The sequence below is a fragment of the Actinoplanes sp. CA-015351 genome, assembly GCF_050955685.1.
Taxonomy (GTDB): domain Bacteria; phylum Actinomycetota; class Actinomycetes; order Mycobacteriales; family Micromonosporaceae; genus Actinoplanes.
The window spans coordinates 7,082,585-7,096,983 of record NZ_CP192102.1 but is presented as its reverse complement, the minus strand read 5'-3'; the positions used below and the strand labels follow the sequence as shown (position 1 = coordinate 7,096,983).

General features: G+C 69.4%; 16 protein-coding genes. 8 read left to right on the top strand and 8 right to left on the bottom strand.

Annotation, left to right across the window (positions count from 1 at the left end; translation table 11 throughout):
• Positions 1-62: 62 nt before the first annotated feature.
• The 3 genes from ACQP2E_RS32130 to ACQP2E_RS32120 all read left to right on the top strand — a co-directional run bounded on the left by ACQP2E_RS32130 (position 63) and on the right by ACQP2E_RS32120 (position 2,380).
• Positions 63-410 carry a histone-like nucleoid-structuring protein Lsr2 gene (locus ACQP2E_RS32130; RefSeq protein ID WP_433826725.1) on the top strand — a complete coding sequence of 116 codons (348 nt, stop codon included), beginning with the start codon at positions 63-65 and terminating at the stop codon, positions 408-410.
• A 73-nt stretch (positions 411-483) separates the two neighbouring features.
• On the top strand, positions 484-1,266 hold the full coding sequence (locus ACQP2E_RS32125; RefSeq protein ID WP_433826724.1) for an SDR family NAD(P)-dependent oxidoreductase: 783 nt from the start codon (positions 484-486) through the stop codon (positions 1,264-1,266).
• A gap of 49 nt (positions 1,267-1,315) precedes the next feature.
• Complete coding sequence (locus ACQP2E_RS32120) at positions 1,316-2,380, top strand: NAD-dependent epimerase/dehydratase family protein (protein WP_433826722.1); 1,065 nt, start codon at positions 1,316-1,318, stop codon at positions 2,378-2,380.
• Positions 2,381-2,462: 82 nt separating this feature from the next.
• Here the strand turns inward: ACQP2E_RS32120 and ACQP2E_RS32115 are convergent, their stop codons facing one another.
• The 4 genes from ACQP2E_RS32115 to ACQP2E_RS32100 all read right to left on the bottom strand — a co-directional run bounded on the left by ACQP2E_RS32115 (position 2,463) and on the right by ACQP2E_RS32100 (position 6,182).
• Positions 2,463-3,194 carry an HAD family hydrolase gene (locus tag ACQP2E_RS32115; RefSeq protein WP_433826720.1) on the bottom strand — a complete coding sequence of 244 codons (732 nt, stop codon included), beginning with the start codon at positions 3,192-3,194 and terminating at the stop codon, positions 2,463-2,465.
• 10 nt (positions 3,195-3,204) lie between these two features.
• The gene (locus ACQP2E_RS32110; RefSeq protein WP_111651619.1) at positions 3,205-3,957 is read right to left on the bottom strand and encodes an ROK family protein; all 753 of its coding nucleotides are present in this window, start codon (positions 3,955-3,957) and stop codon (positions 3,205-3,207) included.
• 57 nt (positions 3,958-4,014) lie between these two features.
• Positions 4,015-4,758, bottom strand: coding sequence for a dethiobiotin synthase (bioD, locus tag ACQP2E_RS32105; protein ID WP_433834114.1), 744 nt, complete (start codon positions 4,756-4,758; stop codon positions 4,015-4,017).
• Positions 4,759-5,048: 290 nt separating this feature from the next.
• A complete protein-coding gene (locus ACQP2E_RS32100) occupies positions 5,049-6,182 on the bottom strand; it encodes an 8-amino-7-oxononanoate synthase (RefSeq protein WP_433826719.1) in 1,134 nt (377 codons plus the stop codon).
• 85 nt (positions 6,183-6,267) lie between these two features.
• Here ACQP2E_RS32100 and bioB point away from each other — a divergent pair, with 85 nt between their 5' ends.
• The gene (gene bioB, locus ACQP2E_RS32095; protein WP_433826718.1) at positions 6,268-7,263 is read left to right on the top strand and encodes a biotin synthase BioB; all 996 of its coding nucleotides are present in this window, start codon (positions 6,268-6,270) and stop codon (positions 7,261-7,263) included.
• A gap of 2 nt (positions 7,264-7,265) precedes the next feature.
• On the top strand, positions 7,266-7,454 hold the full coding sequence (locus ACQP2E_RS32090; RefSeq protein ID WP_433826717.1) for a hypothetical protein: 189 nt from the start codon (positions 7,266-7,268) through the stop codon (positions 7,452-7,454).
• A 54-nt stretch (positions 7,455-7,508) separates the two neighbouring features.
• Here the strand turns inward: ACQP2E_RS32090 and ACQP2E_RS32085 are convergent, their stop codons facing one another.
• On the bottom strand, positions 7,509-8,555 hold the full coding sequence (locus ACQP2E_RS32085) for a GNAT family N-acetyltransferase (protein WP_433826715.1): 1,047 nt from the start codon (positions 8,553-8,555) through the stop codon (positions 7,509-7,511).
• Between the two features lie 117 nt (positions 8,556-8,672).
• Positions 8,673-9,389 carry an amino acid-binding protein gene (locus ACQP2E_RS32080; protein WP_433826714.1) on the bottom strand — a complete coding sequence of 239 codons (717 nt, stop codon included), beginning with the start codon at positions 9,387-9,389 and terminating at the stop codon, positions 8,673-8,675.
• A gap of 150 nt (positions 9,390-9,539) precedes the next feature.
• Between ACQP2E_RS32080 and ACQP2E_RS32075 the strand changes: the two genes are divergently transcribed.
• On the top strand, positions 9,540-10,301 hold the full coding sequence (locus ACQP2E_RS32075) for a pyrimidine reductase family protein (protein ID WP_433826713.1): 762 nt from the start codon (positions 9,540-9,542) through the stop codon (positions 10,299-10,301).
• A gap of 45 nt (positions 10,302-10,346) precedes the next feature.
• Here ACQP2E_RS32075 and ACQP2E_RS32070 read toward each other — a convergent pair whose 3' ends face one another.
• The gene (locus ACQP2E_RS32070; protein WP_433826712.1) at positions 10,347-10,985 is read right to left on the bottom strand and encodes a TetR/AcrR family transcriptional regulator; all 639 of its coding nucleotides are present in this window, start codon (positions 10,983-10,985) and stop codon (positions 10,347-10,349) included.
• Between the two features lie 148 nt (positions 10,986-11,133).
• On the opposite strand from ACQP2E_RS32070, the gene ACQP2E_RS32065 reads away from it, so the two are divergent.
• Complete coding sequence (locus ACQP2E_RS32065) at positions 11,134-12,648, top strand: APC family permease (protein ID WP_433826711.1); 1,515 nt, start codon at positions 11,134-11,136, stop codon at positions 12,646-12,648.
• Between the two features lie 42 nt (positions 12,649-12,690).
• Positions 12,691-13,779, top strand: coding sequence for an agmatinase (gene speB, locus ACQP2E_RS32060; protein WP_433826710.1), 1,089 nt, complete (start codon positions 12,691-12,693; stop codon positions 13,777-13,779).
• Positions 13,780-13,870: 91 nt separating this feature from the next.
• Here the strand turns inward: speB and ACQP2E_RS32055 are convergent, their stop codons facing one another.
• On the bottom strand, positions 13,871-14,128 hold the full coding sequence (locus tag ACQP2E_RS32055) for an RNA polymerase sigma factor (RefSeq protein WP_433826709.1): 258 nt from the start codon (positions 14,126-14,128) through the stop codon (positions 13,871-13,873).
• Positions 14,129-14,399 lie beyond the last annotated feature (271 nt).

Sequence of the window (14,399 nt, the reverse complement as noted above, 5' to 3'; positions counted from 1 at the left end):
AATGCGACGACAACGATTCGCGCTGTCAACCCGAATGCCTTCGCTACAGGAGCGACGACCACATGGCCAAGCAGATAATTACGCTTCTCACCGACGACCTCGACGGTGGCGAGGCCGACCGCACCGTCGAATTCGGGCTGGACGGCGTGAACTTCACCATCGACCTGTCCGAGAAAAACGCCGGTAAGCTGCGGAAATCTCTCGAGCCGTTCCTCTCCGCGGCGACCCGTCTCGGTCGTTCCGGTGTCGCGCCGGCGGCTGCCCGTCGCATCGCGCCGGCCAGTTCCAGCCGGTCCAGCCGTGACCAGAACCAGGCAATTCGCGAGTGGGCCAACAAGAACGGGCACCCGGTGTCCGAGCGTGGCCGGATCCCGAGCCACATCGTCGAGGCGTACCACGCCAAGCGCTGATACAAAGATGGCGGTGTCGCGGTAATGCGGCGCCGCCCTTTTTGTGACCTGGTTTCTGACCTGGGAGGCGTGGATGGCGGTCGTCATCGTGACCGGAGCGTCCAGCGGCATCGGGCGGGCCACCGCGCTGCGCCTGGCCGGCCGTGGCTGGACGGTTGTGCTGGCCGCTCGCAGGGCCGCTGAACTGGAGACATTGGCCGCGGAGATCGCTGCCGCAGGGTTGGGGGCGGCTCATGTCGTGCCCACCGATCTCGCCGAGCCGGACGCCGCCGGGAACCTGGTGAAACGCACTGTGGAATTGACCGGCCGGATCGACGCCCTCGTCAACAACGCCGGTGTCGGCGGTGACGCGTCGGTGCTGACCGGCGACGGAGAAGTCCGCGCGATTATCGAGGTAAATCTGCTCGCCCCGATCCGGCTGATGCGCGTGGTCGTGCCGGTCATGCGGGAGCAGGGTTCCGGAGCCATCGTGAACATCGGTTCGGTGGCCGGTGAGATCGGCATCGGCGGCGCGTATTCGGCGAGCAAGTTCGGCCTGCGGGGGATCAACGACTCGGTACGCCGGGAACTGGCCGGAACAGGTATCGGCGTGAGTCTCGTCGAGCCGGGATTCGTCGCGACCGAGCTGACCGCACATCGTTCCGGCCTGCCTGGCCCGGAAATCGTCGCCGAAGCGGTGGAGCGGGTCATCAAACGCCCCCGTCGCCGGGTGGTGGTGCCGGGTAAGTATCGGGCGGCCATCGTGCTGTCGAATGCCTTCCCGTTCATCACCGACCGCGTCTACGCAGGCAAAGCGGCAGGCAAGGCAGCTGGCAAAGCGGCAGGAAATTCGACGGGCAAAACGGCGGCCAACTGACGTTTAACCATGACGGTTCAACGCGCCGTACCGGGGTACCGCCAGACACATGCGTGTAGTGATCGTGGGTGCCAGCGGTAACGCCGGAACGGCCCTGCTGCGCCGCCTCCGGACCGAATCCGACATCGATGTGGCCGGAGTGAGCCGCCGTCTCCCCGAGAATTCCTCGCTGGAATGGCATTCGGTGGACATCGGCGAGGACGGCGCCACCGAACTCCTCACGCCCGTTCTCCGGGGCGCCGACGCCGTGGTCAACCTGGCCTGGCAGATCCAGCCCAGCCACGACCAGCGGGTGCTGTACCGGACCAACGTGCTCGGCAGCCGGGCCGTCTTCCAGGCGGCGCTGCGGGCCGGCGTGCCCACAGTGGTTCAGGCGTCGTCGGTCGGCGTGTACTCGCCGGGGCCGAAACACGCGTACGTGACCGAGGACTGGCGTCGGGGCGGTTTGCTCGAATCGTCGTACAGCAGGCACAAGGTCCTGGTGGAACGCATGCTCGACGAGATCGAGTCCGACCATCCGATGCTGCGGGTGGTCCGGGTACGCCCCGGGCTGATCTTCCAGCGGGACGCCGGAACCGAGATCGGGCGGTACTTCGCCGGTCCGCTGCTGCCGGCCCGGCTGCTCCGCTTCGGCTGGATCCCGGTGATCCCCGCCCACCCCGGACTGCGGATGCAGGCGGTTCACGCGGACGACGTGGCGGAGGCGTACCTGTCTGTCCTGCGGTCCGATGTCGGTGGGGCGTTCAATCTGGCGGCCGGACCGGTACTGGATCCGGAGGTGGCGGCGCGGGCTTTCCGTGGCGTACCCGTGCCTGTGCCTGGTTTTGCTCTTGAGGGTGCCGCCGCGCTGAGCTGGTGGCTGCGTCTGCAGCCGGTGGATCGCGGATGGGTACGCCTGGGGCTGAAGGCGCCGCTGATGAGCTGCGATCGGGCCGCTGACGAGCTGGGGTGGCGACCTCGGGTCGACGCGGTGACCGCTTTGCGGGAGTTGGTGGCGGGTCTCGCCGACCGTGCGCACGCCGAGACGCCACCGATGCGTGGTGACGCGGACATGCCGGGGCGGATGGGTGGCTTGTTGCGGGGCCGACTGCCGGGCACGGGTAACCCGTACTGAGGGTGACGGGTCGCCGGGGCCGGCGGCGGGGTGCGCCGGGGGGACGGACGTCAGTCGTCCGGTGCGTCACGGGGGTGTGCGGTCAGGCGTACTCATGAAAGAGGGTGAGCAGGCCGAATCCGTCCTGGATCTCGTGGTCGGGGTCGGGCCAGCCGTCGGGGGACTCGGTGGTGGTGCGGGTGGAGGTCATCAGGATGGCTTTGCCGATGTCGGCGCGGCGGGCGCAGAGGACGTCGCGGCGGCGGCTGTCGCCGATGAACCAGCAGTTCGGCGGGGGGATGCCGAGGGTGTCGGTGGCGTTCCAGATCATCTGTGGGTTGGGTTTGCGGACGCCTGCTTCGTCGCTGTAGACCTGGGTGGCGAAAAGGTGGCTCACGCCGGTTTTGTCGAGGAAGTCGCGATGGGCGGCTCCGGACAGCGTGTTGCTGACCACCGCCAGCGGGATGTCACGTTCGGTGATTGCCGTGAGCGCCTCGGGAATGCCCGGGCGCAGGTGCCAGCCGTCCCGCCAGGCCCAGTCGTAACTGAGACGGGGAATGGCCGTGCGGGTCCTGGCCTGGGCCTCGGACGGCCAATCGGCGATCACGAAGCGTTCCCAGACCTCGGCCTGGGGCATCTCGTCCGGCCAGTCCTCGTCACGCCACGCGGCGTAGGCCGCGGCACCCTCGGTGAGCGAGCGCTGGATCTCGCCCGGCGGGAGCGCGCCCTTGATCAGGTTGAAGAGGCGCAGCACCAGTTCCGGCGGCGCGACCCGCTGCGGCGGGGCATCGGCGAGCACGCCGCCGAAATCGAGAAGCACGGCCTGTGGCGTCATCGTTGCCCCGTCATCGTTGTCCCAGCGTCCAGGCGCGGACGCCGCCGACGATGCCCGCGGTGTTCGGAACCACCACCACATCGTCGCCCATCCGGGCCAGTTGTGTGGCGGTGATCAGCCTGCTGTTGCCACCGCCCAGGTAGACCCGGTCCCAGAGGAAGACCGGCCGCAGGCCCTCGATCACGTTGCGGACCCGGCGCGACCAGAGGGCGTCGCCGAGGCGGCGGCGTTCGTGCTCGCCGATGTAGGTGTCGTAGGACATCCCCCAGCGGACCGGCGCCTGCGACATCTCCAGGTGCGGGGCCAGCTCGCCGCCGTCGAAGAGCGCGCAGCCCAGCCCGGTGCCGAGGGTCAGCACCAACTCGCAGCCGGTGCCCGCGACCACCCCAGCGCCGTGCACCTCGGCGTCGTTGAGCACCAGCGTGGGCAGCCCGAACGCGTCGGCCAGGGCGGTACGCGCGTCGAACCCCCGCCACGCCTCGACCAGCTCCGGGTCGATCCTGGTGCGCGGTCCGGAACGGGTCACGTAATGCGGAGTCGCCACCACCACGCCGTGCCGGATCATCCCAGGCATGCCGACCGTGACGCGGTCTGCGTTCGGCAGTTGTTCGCCCAGATTCACCAGAGTCTTGACGAAGAGTTCGGGCGGCAGAGGGTACGGTGTCGGCACCCGGATGGGGTGTGCCCGCATCGTGCCGGCCTCATCGAGGACCGAGCCCTTGATGCCGCCGCCGCCACAGTCGATCGTCAGGGTGAAAGCCACGCGGCCAGTGTGCATGTCGACCACCTCCCGGCACAGCAATTGTGACCGGCGCGCCCGTTATCCCGCTTCCTCCGCCCAGACGCGCCAGTTGTCCAGGACGCCGTGCAGTGCCGGTGTGAGCCACCCCGGAGCGGATCTGCGGAACACGCCCGGATCCATCGAACCGGCGCCGGACGGCAGCGCTCCGACCATGTGCGGGACGAGATCGCCCAGGTTGGCCCAGTGCACCAGCTCCGGCTCGGCCGGCCAGGCACCGATGATCACCCGGGCGTAGACGCCGCGCCGGTGCAGCGCTTCCAGCGTCAGCGACGTGTGGTTGAGCGTGCCCAGACCGGCGCGGGCCACGACGATCACGTCGGCGCCGAGGGTGGTCGCCAGGTCGGCGAACGTCCACGGCTCGCCGGAGGCGCGCAGGCCCATCGGCACGAGCAGCCCGCCCGCGCCCTCGACCAGCACCAGGTCGTGCTTGTCGGCCTCGGCCCGGATCGCGTCGACCACGTCGGACAGGTCGAGCGGGGGCAGCCCGGCGACTTTCGCGGCGGCCAGCGGGGCGAGCGGTTCCGGGTATTCGGCGAGGGTGCGCACGGTTTCCGTGCCGGCCAGCCGGCTGATCACGTCGGCGTCCGTGGGCGCGCCGGTGTTGGTGCCGGTCTGACCGGGTTTGATCACCGCGACGCGCAGGCCGGCGGACTGGGCCGCAGCGGCCATCGCGGCTGTCGTGATGGTCTTGCCGACCTCGGTGTCGGTGCCGGTGACGAGCACGACGCCGTGCCACTCGTGCTGCTCGGAGCGGCTCGGCAGGGGTTGCGCCTGCGCGGCGAGCTCGGTGTCTATCTCGGCGGCGAGAGCCTCACCGTCGACATCGGCCTCGACCAGCGGCGGCTCCGACGGGATCTCCGCCGGGATCTCTTCAGGAGACGCGGGTGGCGCGGTCGAGAACCGCTGCCGCCCGCCACCATGTGCTTGAAGCGGATCGACGAGCGTCCGCTTTCGAGGTGGCATGGCGAGGGGCAGCCCGTGGCCGCCTCGTGATCGGGGCGGGGGCGCCACCGAAATGCCGGAATAGTAGGAGCCGGAAGGGGGGTCGGCCGTCATGGTGCGCACTCCACGATCACTTTCAGGGCGTTGGCGAAATCCGCCTCGGTAACACCCGCGTTCAGGGTCAGCCGGAGCCGCGAGCTGCCGTCCGGCGTCGAAGGCGGCCGGAAGCAGCCCACTGCCACACCACGATCGCGGCAGTCGGCGGCCCAGGCGACGGCCGCTTCCGGGCCGGGCGCGGGCACGGAGAGAACCCCGGCGGCCGGGTCGCGGACGTCGAAGCCCGCCTCCCGCAGCCGCGTGGCTATCCGTGCGCCCCGCCTGGACAGCTCAGCACGCCTGTCGTCGGCGGCGCGAGCCACCCGGACGGCGGTGAGCACCCCGGCGACCACGGCCGGGGGTGGCGCGGTGTCATAGATGAAGGTGCGGCCGGTGTCGACCAGGTGCCGGACGAACACCGCCGGACCGGCCACCACGCCGCCGGCGCCGCCGAGCGCCTTGGAGAGGGTGGCGGTGACGAGCACGTCGGGCTGCCCGGCCAGGCCGGCCGCGGCGACGCCACCGGCGCCCTCAGAGCCGAGCAGGCCGAGCGCGTGGGCGTCGTCGACGATCAGCAACGCGCCGTGCGCCGAGGTCACCTCGTGCAGCGCCGCGAGCGGGGCGAGATCACCGTCGACCGAGAAGACCGACTCGGTGACCACCGCGGCCCGGCCCGGATGCTCTTTCACCATGGCGGCGACAGCTGCTGGATCGTTGTGCGGCGCGATTTTCACCGGGATGCCGGAGATCTTGCAGCCGTCGATCAGCGACGCGTGGTTGTAGGCATCGGAGACGATCAGGTCGCAGACCGCGCCGACGGCCCGGACCACCGCGAGGTTCGCCAGGTAGCCCGAGGAGAAGACCAGCGCGCTTTCCGCGCCGAGCCAGCCGGCCAGCGCGGACTCCAGCTCGGCATGTGCCTCGGTGGTGCCGCGGACCAGGCGGGAGCCGGTGGCGCCCAGGCCGTAGGCGTCGAGCGCGTCCCGAGCGGCGGCCACCACGTCCGGGTGAACGGAGAGTCCCAAGTAGTCGTTCCCGGCGAGATCAACGACGCTGTCACCTGCCGCACGAGGGCGCAGCTGACGGGTGAGCCCCGCCTTGGCCCGCTCGCGGGCCAGGCGTTCGATCGCCTCCAACCAGCCGGTCAAGACACCCCCAGAGATCACGAGACCCGGAAACTACCACCCACCACCGACAGTCCTGCCCGGGCCGGGAACTCTGTAGGGTACGGGCATGCCAGACATCCTCGACCGGGCCCGGACCCGGGTCCTCGACGGCGGCGCCGGCCTCACCGAGACGGAGATCCTGGAGGTTCTCCGTTCGCCCGACGAGGACCTGCCCGCGTTGTTGCAGCTGGCCCATGACGTGCGGATGAAGTGGTGCGGCCCGGAGGTCGAGGTCGAGGGCATCATCTCGCTGAAGACCGGCGGCTGCCCCGAGGACTGTCACTTCTGCTCCCAGTCGGGACTTTTCTCATCACCCGTGCGCGCCGTCTGGCTGGACATTCCCTCTCTCGTGGAGGCGGCGAAACAGACCGCGGCCACCGGCGCGACCGAGTTCTGCATCGTGGCCGCCGTGCGCGGCCCGGACAAGAAACTCATGGACCAGATGCGCGCCGGGGTGAAAGCCATCAAGGAAGCGGTCGACATCCAGGTCGCCGCCAGCCTCGGCATGCTCACCCAGGAGCAGGTCGACGACCTCGTCGAGATGGGCGTGCACCGCTACAACCACAACCTGGAGACCTGCCGCTCCTACTTCACCAACGTGGTGACCACCCATTCGTGGGAGGAGCGCTGGGGCACGCTGAAGATGGTGCGTGACTCCGGCATGGAGGTTTGCTGCGGCGGCATCCTGGGCCTGGGTGAGACCATCGAGCAGCGTGCCGAGTTCGCGGCGCAACTGGCCGAGCTCGACCCGCACGAGGTCCCGCTGAACTTCCTCAACCCCCGTCCGGGCACGCCCCTCGGTGACCGCCCGGTCGTGGAGGGCAAGGACGCGCTGCGCGCGATCGCCGCCTTCCGGCTCGCGATGCCCAAGACCATTCTTCGGTACGCCGGAGGGCGCGAGATCACCCTTGGCGACTTGGGTACGCGTGAAGGCCTCCTCGGCGGCATCAACGCGGTGATCGTCGGCAATTACCTGACGACGCTGGGCCGGCCCGCCACCGCCGACCTGGAGCTGCTCCAGGACCTGAAGATGCCGGTCAAGTCGCTGTCAGCCACGTTCTAGAGGTGGGCGGGCCAGTGTTCTGCGACAGGTGCGGGCTACCGGCTGCCGAGGGTGACCACTCCGGATGCACAGCAGCGCGCGAGCTGGAGCCGCCGAGGTTCTGCCCGCAGTGCCGCCGCCGCATGAAGGTGCAGGTGGTACCCACCGGCTGGACAGCAACCTGCATGGAGCACGGTCTGTCGAGGGGTTGAAAAACCCTTGGGTGGCGGCTTCCTGAACCAGGTTGCCGCCACCCCTCTCACCCATCACCCGGAGGTGGCAGGAGTCTCTTTGCCGACCGGACTTCCGGCCGTCGGCAGTGTGACGCTGACCAGCGTTCCGTCGCGCTCGATCGATCCGGCGCCGAGTCGTCGCAGCGTGCGCAGCATCGCCACGTTGTCAGCGCCGGTGTGCGCCACCACGGCCGCGAAACCGGAGCGTTCGGCGTACCCGTAGAGCCTGCGCAGCAGGGCGGTGCCGAGACCACGCCGCTGCCAGCCGTCCTCGACCAGCAGGGCGACCTCGCCGAGATCGCCCTCGGTGATCAGGTTCGCCATCGCGATCACGGCGCCGGCCGGTGTCGCGGCGACGAGCGTCACGCCGCCGGCCGGTTCGAGCAGCTGGCGCAGCCGGTTGTCACCGGGGACCGAGCCGCTCAGGTACCGCCGCCGCAGCGTGGCCGGAGAGCAGCTCTCGTGCAGCTCGCGGACGGCCGCCAGGTCGTCTTTCGTCGCCGGGCGGACGACCAGCTCGGAGCCGTCGGAAAGGAGCAGGGTCACCTGTTCGCGCTGCTGCCGCACGACCACGCCGGCGAGCTCGACCAGGGCCTGCGCCCGGGCGTACTCGGCGGGGGTGAAGGCGGGCAGGGCGCGGAGCACCTCGTAGGAGCCGCCGGCCGGGTCGGCGAGCGTCATCCGTCCACCGTGGAAGCCGGGCTGCTCGGTCACGCTGCCGGGGCGCCACCGCACCTCGGTCGCGTCGAGCAGGGCCACCAGGGTCTCGCCGAGAGCGTCCGGCTCGTGCACGAGACGGCCGGCCAGAGCCAGCGCGCGGGTCGGCTGATCGGCTAAACCCTGCGCCTCGGCCCTCGTCACGAAGACGTCCCGGCCACGACCCTTGACCACGGCGGCGAGAACGTCCGCGTCGGTCAGCGCGTCGGGCGCGTCGACGAGGAAGTCGTCGACCGCACCCTCCTCGGTCGTGTGCACCTGGACGGCAAGGATGTTCACCGACCGCAGAGCCAGGCTCGCGGTCAGCACGGAAAGGTAGCCGGGACGGTCGTCGACCGTGGCTCGAATTCGCCACAACGCCATGCGGGGCACTCCTTTCATGCACTCGTGATCCGCACTCAAGAGTGCCCCGGCGTTGTTACCCGAATATTGCCTGACCTGCGATTTTCGCGTTAGAACGATCACACGGGGTCACGATGGTCACACCACTTCGTCGATGGCCGCCGGCAGCGCGACGGTGTCCAGCCGATCGCCGAGGATCACGGCGGCGGCGCGAACCAGCTGCGCGACCCGATCCACCTCGGTGACGTGGAATGCGGCGGCCTGCAGGTCGTCCTCGTCGGTACGCGCCACGACCAGCACGAGTCCGGCACGGCCGAACGGGGCCACGGCGAACCGCGGGCCTCCCGGCTCGGCGAACGGGCGGGCCCGCAGCGGGGTCACCTCGGGCAGGTGCAGCGGGGACGGGGCGCGCCAGCTCGCGTACAGCACCTGGGCCTCGCTCGCGACGTTGCCTGAGCCGTTGCGCGACGCCCAGTCGGCCGGGACCACAGCGGCGGCGGCCCAGTCGGCGGCGAGCAGCCCGGGGACCGCGTCGACAAGGGTGGCGAGGCCGTCGGCCGGGTTCGCGGCGACCTGGGCGAGGAGTTCGGCGTCGTGTCCGCCGTTGACGGGAGCTCCTATCGCCTGCCACACGCCATCGACCTGGACGCCCGGGATGGCGGCCAATCCGGCGAGGAGGCGCTCGACGCGGGACGCGCCCGGCCACACGACGGTGAAGTCGTCACAGGCCCGGCCGCCGAGGCGTTCCAGCACCACGACCTGGACGATGTCAGCGCCGGCGACTCCGAGAGTGCGCGCGACCTGTCCGAGGGCGCCGGGACGGTCCGGCAGGGTGACTCGTACCCGCAGCAACATGAAACTCCTCCCGTTGCGAACGGCCGGTGGCGCCGTCCTGTGTAACAGCCTGCCCACCTGGCGTTTCGGACCGATTGCACGGCCGTGTCCCGCCCGTCAAGCCTGGCGATATGCCCGAAATCACAACGGTCCGGGCTACTGTCGGGACGCGTGACCGCCTTGCATACCTGGCCTGCGTCGTTGCCCGATCTCTACCCGCGTGATCCGGGACCTGTCCTGCGGGTCAACTTCATCGCCAGTGCGGACGGTGCGGTCTCGGTCGATGGACTCTCGGCCGGCCTGCAGGGGCCAGGCGACAAAGATATCTTCGACGCGCTCCGGACGGCCTGCGACGCACTGATCGTCGCGGCCGGCACGGTTCGTGCCGAGAACTACGATGCGTTACGCCTGACCTCGGAGGCCCGCGCCTGGCGAGTGGCCGCCGGACTGACCGAGTTCCCCCTCATGGTGATCGTTTCGGGAAGCCTCGATCTCAACCCCGAACAGCTGATCTTCTCCAATGCCCCGCGTCGCCCGATCGTGGTCACCCATGCGGGTGCCACACCATCTGCCGTTCTCGCGGAGGTGGCCGAGATCGTCGCGCTCGGTGACGACTCCGTCGACCTCGGGGCGATGGTGAAGCTGCTGCACGAGCGCGGCGCGACGCAGCTGCTCTGCGAGGGCGGACCCGGGCTGCTCGGCTCGCTCATCGCCGAGGACCTGGTCGACGAGCTGTGCCTGACCATCGCGCCGCTGCTCGCCGGCGGCCAGGCGGGTCGCATCGCCCACGGCCCTGCCGGGCCGGGCCGCCGGATGGGGTTGCGCCACGTGCTCACGCGCGAGGACATGCTCTTCCTCCGGTACGCGCGAAGGCCCGCAATCGCCGGCGAACCCGCAGGTTCTCGCGGTGAATCCGGGTGCCCGGTGCATTGATCGTGCCCTCGGAACACGGGATCGAGCGCAACCGTCGGCACGGGACTATCGGCCCTTTGTGACCTCTTGAAGGCGCTTCTCCATGCCCGCGATGAGGGCTTGAACACCGAGTTCGAAGGCCGCGTCGACGCGCGCGCGCCCTTTGGGTGCGGCCTGCAGCGCGGCGATGAGCGGAGCCGGCGTGCTGTCGTCGGTCTGCCAGACCTCGTCGGGGGCGGAGAGGTCGAGGGCGGAACCGATGGCGAACTCATCGAGGACGCTGGTCCAGAGGATCAGTTCGCTGTCGGGAAAACCCGCTGCTCCGAGGACGTCGATGACGCGGGCGTAGCCCACGAGTTCGGTGGTCGAGGTGACGTGCTGCGCGGTCAGCAGGGGCACGAGCCGAGGATGCCGGCCCAGATGCTCACGCAGCGAGCGAAGCCACGCGGCGATCTGCTCGGTCCAGGGCGCCGCTGGGTTGACCGCCGCACCGACGGGTTCGAGGACGCGGTTGCGGATCAGGATCAGGATCTCGTTGCGGCCATCGACGTGTCGGTAGATCGCGGCTGGGCTGGAACCCAGACGATTCGCCAGGTCGGCCATGGTGATCGTTCCGGTCTCGTCCATCAGCGCGATCGCGGAATCGACAATCAGGTCGATATCCAGCAGACGACGCCGTTTCCGGACACCCGGAGCGCTCTTCATCCGGTCACCCTAGCTGCCGTCATCGCTCCGAAACCGAGCCGGTACGGACGGGTAACGGCCGCCTGCGACGGTGCACGCATCGCTTAAGTAAATGCCATTCACTTAAGCGAGTAGCATGTGCCCTGCCCCAACCGCTGCGGGAGACACCATGTCCACTACCGCGAACGTGCAGTCGATCGAGGCTGCCTACCAGCAGAAACTCAAGCGTGGCTTCGGCCTGTTCCATAACATCGCGCTCGGATTCGGCGCGATCAGCCCGGTGATCGGTTTGTACTCAACGGCGGCGATCGGCCTCGCGCTCGCGGGTGGGGCATGGCTGACCGTGCTGCCGATCGCCTTGGCGGGTAACTGCCTGCTGTTGTTCGTCTACTCCCAACTGGCCCGGCAGTATCCGATCGCGGGCGGCGCCTACCAGTGGACCCGGAGGCTGGTCGGGCCCCGATATGCGTGGTTCACCGGCTGGTTCTCGATCTGCGGGCTGATCGCCTCGCTGACCACCGTCGCCTACCTCGGTGCGCCGTGGATCTTGTCCCTGATCGGGGTCGAGGCGACACCGGTGAACCTGGTGATCTGCGCCGTGGTGTTCAACCTGGCCTGCGCAGCCGGCAACACCCTGGGTGTCACGTTCCTGCGGCGGATCCTGAACGCAGGGATCGTGGCGGAGGCGCTGGCCTCGGTGCTGGTGGGCGGGGCGCTGGTGCTGCTGTTCCGTAATCGGCCGGTCTCGGCCCTGTGGGACTTCAGTGGCTTCTCCTCACTCGGCCTGCCCGAACCCGAGGTGTTCCTCGCAGTGCTGGCCGTGGCCGGTTGGGCGTTCATCGGCTTCGACGCCTGCATCGCCGGGGCGGAGGAGACAAAGAACGCCTCCCGTAACGTGCCCCGGGCGATCTGGGTGGCGATGCTCAGCGTCGGCGCGCTCGTGCTGCTCAACGCGGCCGCCATCTCGCTGTCGCACCCGGATCTCGGTGCGGTACAGGCCGGCGCCGACACCGACCCGATCACGACGGCGGTCGCGGCCAACTTCGGGGCCTGGTCGGACAAGCCCTTCGTAGTGACCGTGCTGATCGCGTTCGCGGCGTGCGGGCTGGCAGCCAACGCGATGGCGTCACGGCTGGTGTGGTCCATCGCCCGCGACGACGTGCTGCCCGGTAGCCGGTTCCTCGCCAAGGTCGGCGGTCGCAATGACGTGCCCACCACGGCGATCCTCTCTGTCGGAGTGCTCGCCTGCGCCGGCCTGCTGCTGGCACTGAACTCCAACGCGATCGCCACCCTGATCGGCTACGGGACCGGCGGCATCTACCTCACCTTCCTGCTCGTCGCCGTCGCCGCGCTGATCGGCCAGCTGCACGGCACCTGGGTACCGGACGGCACGCCCGCCCGGCGACGCACCGTCCTGACCGTCACCGCCCTCGCCGTGGCCTGGCTGGCGTTCCAGACCGTCAACATCGCCTGGCCCCGCGAGATCCTCAATGTGCCCGGCGCCGGCTGGTACCTGATCTGGGCCACCCCTCTGGTCTGCGCATTCATCCTGATTGCCGGAATCGTGTACTTCCTCGTGGCGAAGCCGACCCGGAGGATCTCGCAGGCTCTGGCTGTCGCCGACGCACACACCCAGGCTCTGGCTGTCGCCGACGCACACGCCGGCGAACCCGCCACCACCTGACCGCTCGTCGCATCCGTCCTGTTCCCCACGAAAGGCACTTCCATGGTCAAGCCGACCGCCATGTTCGGACCCGCCATCACGTTCCTCGGCGTCGAGGCCTGCGATCTCGACGATCCGTCCACGTACACGGACGCCGACATCGTCATCCTCGGCGCGCCGCTCGACGGCGGCACGACCTACCGCTCGGGCACCCGGTTCGGCCCGTCCGCCATCCGGCAAGCCTGCTACCTGCGCCAGAACGGCTCCCGGCCCAGCCTCGCCCTGCGCGTCGACGGTCTCAAGGATCTCAAGGTCTACGACGCCGGCGATGTGGAGCTGTTCAGCGGGCACATCGAGGAGGCGGTCGCCCGCGTCGAGGAAGCCGTCTACAAGATCGCCTCTTCCGGCGCGATCCCGGTCATCCTCGGCGGTGACCACACCATCGCCTGGCCCGACCACACCGGCGTCGCCCGGCACCTCGGCTTCGGCAGAGTCTCCATGATCCATTTTGATGCGCATGCCGACACCGGCGACATCCTGGACGGCTCCCTCGTTGCGCACGGCACCCCGATGCGCCGACTCGTCGAGTCCGGCGCCCTGCGCGGCGACCGGTTCCTGCAGCTCGGCCTACGCGGTTACTGGCCCGACGAGCCGATTCTGGACTGGATGGCCGCCAACCGGCTGCGTTCCTTCGAGATGACCGAGATCGTCGAACGCGGCTTCACCGACTGCCTCGACGAAGCCTTCACCATCGCCGTCGACGACTGCGACGGCGTCTTCCTGTCGGTCGACGTCGACGTCGTCGACCCCGGGTCGGCGCCGGGCACCGGGACCCCCGAACCCGGCGGAATCTCCCCACGCCAGCTCCTCGACGCCGTCCGGCGCATCTGCTACGAACTGCCGGTCGTCGGTATCGACATCGTCGAAGTCTCTCCACCCTTCGACCACGCCGACGTCACCGCCCTGCTCGCCAACCGCGTCGTCCTGGAAGCCGTTTCCGCCATTGCCCGCCGCCGCAAAGACACCCTCGACGGCACTACGTGGGACCGCAGACAACCTTTGCTCGCCGGCCGCGACGCCGACGAACAACTCCGGGTCATCACCGAGGGCACAATCCACCGGCACAACCACGGCCAGGGCCACAGTCACTGACCAGGCAATGCTGGCAGACTGTGGACGCACGCGACCGATCTCTCGATCCCGTGCCGCCCGCGGCGGCTCGAACAGGCCAGCCTCAACCTGATCAGGGCAGCCGGCCGGCCTCGTCGACGATGGCGACCCCGATGCCGGACCGGCCGGCCAGGTCCACCGGGCCGGGGTCACCGTCACGCCCGGGAAAGTCGCTCAGCGCGGTGCGGATCCGTTTCCGGGCGCTGTGCAACCGGGAGCGAACCGTGCCGATCGGAATGTTCAGGGCCTCGGCCACCTCGAGGTAGCTGAGCTGTGCCTGGCTGACCAGGGTCAGGACCTCGCGTTCCGGCACTGAGAGCTTCGCCAGCACGGCGGTCAGCGCGCGGACGTGTGCGGCCGCGGGGTGTACCGATGCCGGGAGCGGAAGGCGACCAGGAAGGCCGAGCGTCTGATCACGTCGTCGTCGGTGATCAATGGGGTGCTTCGCGGCATCGGCGCCTCTCCAGCATCGGACGGGTGCGTCACCCGTTCATTGACCGATCCCTGCCGATCGGTTCGATCCGGGGCGCGCCTCCGCCTCTTGATCTAGATCTTGTGCATAACTCTTTGGATGGACACCAGAAGTTGTGGACGACACATCC